This window comes from Pantoea sp. R102, assembly GCF_004916815.1.
In the GTDB taxonomy this organism is placed as follows: domain Bacteria; phylum Pseudomonadota; class Gammaproteobacteria; order Enterobacterales; family Enterobacteriaceae; genus Pantoea; species Pantoea dispersa.
Window position 1 is genome coordinate 1 of the sequence record NZ_SDFT01000097.1, and the last position, 2,843, is coordinate 2,843.

2 protein-coding genes are annotated in these 2,843 nt (G+C 60.9%); both read left to right on the forward strand.

What is annotated here, in order from left to right; genetic code table 11:
- On the forward strand, positions 1-1,841 hold a 1,841-nt coding region (locus ERD80_RS11375; RefSeq protein ID WP_136546965.1), incomplete at its 5' end, for a DUF4118 domain-containing protein.
- 54 nt (positions 1,842-1,895) lie between these two features.
- A complete protein-coding gene (locus tag ERD80_RS11380) occupies positions 1,896-2,396 on the forward strand; it encodes a TIGR00645 family protein (RefSeq protein ID WP_021507874.1) in 501 nt (166 codons plus the stop codon).
- Positions 2,397-2,843 lie beyond the last annotated feature (447 nt).

Here is a 2,843-nt window from a genome sequence, read left to right on the forward strand (position 1 = left end):
GGCATGCGGTGTATGTGGAAACGCCGCGCCTCAACCGACTGCCGGAAGCGCAGAGGCGCGCCATTCTGCGCACGCTGCAGCTGGCGCAGGAGCTGGGCGCGGAAACCGCCACGCTGTCCGATCCGGACGAGGCGCGCGCGGTGCTGCGCTATGCGCGCGAGCACAATCTCGGCAAAATCGTCACCGGCCGCCAGCCGCAGCGGCGCTGGCGACGCGACAGCTTTGCCCAGCGTCTCGGCGAGCTGGGGCCGGAGCTCGACCTGCTGGTAGTGGCGCTGGATGAGCCGGTGCGCGATGTGCCAGCGGCCCTGAGCGGCCAGCGTGCCAGCGGCGAGAAATGGCGGCTGCACCTGCGCGGGTGTCTGATGGCGATCGCGCTCTGCGTGCTGGTGACGTTGATTGGTCGCTGGTGGCTGGTGGAGTTTGATACCGCCAACGCGGTGATGATCTATCTGCTGGCGGTGGTGCTGGTGGCGCTGCGCTTTGGCCGCTGGCCGTCGGTGTTCGCCACGGTAATCAATATTCTGGCCTTCGACCTGGTGTTTGTGGCCCCCACCGGCACGGTGGCGGTATCGGATCTGCAATATCTGGTGACCTTTGCGGTGATGCTGGCGGTCGGGGTGATTGTCGGCAATCTCACCGCCGGCGTGCGCTATCAGGCGCGGGTGGCGCGCTACCGTGAACAGCGCGCGCGCCATCTGTATGAGATGGCGAAATCGCTTGGCAGCGCGCTGACGCCGCAGGATATCGCTGCTACCAGCCAGCGCGTCATTGAGGTGACGCTGCAGGCGCGCAGCCAGCTGCTGCTGCCCGACGAACAGGGTGAGCTGCAGTCGGCGGGTGAAAGCACCATCGGGACGCCGCCCGACCTCGGCATCGCCAAATGGAGCTACAGCAAAGGGCAACCGGCCGGTGCCGGCACCGATACGTTACCGGCGGTGCCGTACCAGATTCTGCCGCTGAAAAGCGGGGCGCACTGCCGCGGCCTGCTGGTGGTTGAGCCGGACAACCTGCGCCAGCTGATGATTCCCGAACAGCAGCGGCTGGTGGAGACCTTTACGGTGCTGATTGCCAACGCGCTGGAACGCATGGCGCTGTCGCACAGCGAAGCCGCGTCACGGCTGGCCGCCGAGCGCGAGCAGCTGCGTAATGCGCTGCTGTCGGCGCTGTCCCACGATCTGCGCACGCCGCTGACGGTGTTGTTTGGCCAGGCTGAGATGCTGATGCTGGACCTCGCCAGCGAGCAGTCGAAATACGTTGGCCAGGCCAATCAGATCCGCGAACAGACGCTGAGCACCATCCGGCTGGTGAGTAACATGCTGGATATGGCGCGCATTCAGTCCGGCGGGCTGAATCTGCGCGAAGAGTGGGTGGCGCTGGACGAGGTGATTGGCGGCGCGCTAAGCAGCATGGGACCGTCGCTGAAAGGGCACGACTTTACGCTGGATTTACCGCCGGAGCTGGTCCTGATCAAAGGCGACAGCGCGATGCTGGAGCGGGTGTTTACTAACCTGATCGAAAACAGCCTGAAGTATGCCGGCAATGCCGCGCAGCACGGCATTCGCGCCTGGCGCGATAAAACCCGGCTGGAGATCGCCGTATGGGATAACGGACCGGGCATTGCGCCGGAGAATCTGACGCGCATTTTTGACAAGTTTGCCCGCGGCGACAAGGAGTCGGCCGTGCCGGGCGTCGGGCTGGGGCTGGCCATCAGCAAAACCATTATTGAGTCACATCGCGGTCGCATCTGGGCGGAAAACCGGCCGCAGGGCGGGGCGGTGTTTCGCCTGTCGCTGCCGCTGCCAGTCGCGCCTGAAATTTCTGAAGAAGCACTGAAATAACTTCACATAAGTTCGGTTATACTCGATGGCTTGTCTGTTGATAAATGGGAACTTATGGAACGTTTTACCGAAAACCTGATGTATGCATCGCGCTGGCTGCTGGCACCGGTTTACATTGGACTTTCGCTGGGGCTGCTGGCGCTGACGGTTAAATTTTTTCAGGAAATTTTTCACCTGCTGCCCAACATTCTCAGCATCGCGGAAAACGATCTGATTCTGCTGTTGCTGTCGCTCGTGGACATGACGCTGGTCGGTGGCTTGCTGGTCATGGTGATGCTGTCCGGCTATGAGAACTTTGTCTCCAAGCTGGATATCGATGAAAGCAAAGAGAAGCTGAGCTGGCTCGGCAAGATGGATTCCGGCTCGCTGAAAAACAAAGTGGCAGCTTCGATTGTGGCGATCTCATCGATTCACCTGCTGCGTATTTTTATGGACGCGCGCAACGTCGCCAACGAAAAGCTGATGTGGTACGTGATCATCCACCTGACCTTCGTGCTGTCGGCCTTTGTGATGGGCTGGCTGGATAATATGTCGAAGGTTGAAAAGAAATCGTGACCTTCACACACGATCTGACCCATTGCACCAGGTGCGCATCAATGCGCATCCTGTAAAAACCCGCAGTGCCCGTAGGCTCGCCATTCATGGCGACCTGTCCAGTTGCACCAGTTGCACCAGGTGCGCATCAATGCGCACCCTACAAAACCTGCAGTGCCCCGTAGGGTCGCCATTCATGGCGACCTGACCAGTTGCACCAGGTGCGCATGAATGCGCACCCTGTAAAAACCGCAGTGCCCCGTAGGATCGCCATTCATGGCGACCTGGCCAGTCGTACCCTGTGCACATGAATGCGCACCCTGTAAAAACCGCAGTGCCCCGTAGGGTCGCCATTCATGGCGACCTGGCCAGTTGTACCCTGTGCATATGAATGCGCACCCTGTAAAAACCGCAATGCCCGTAGGGTCGCCATTCATGGCGACCTGGCCAGTTGCCAGGTGCGCATGA

Excerpts from the sequence above, each read along its gene's own strand:
- ERD80_RS11380 (WP_021507874.1), top strand. The coding sequence starts at position 1,896 with ATGGAACGTTTTACCGAAAACCTGATGTATGCATCGCGCTGGCTGCTG.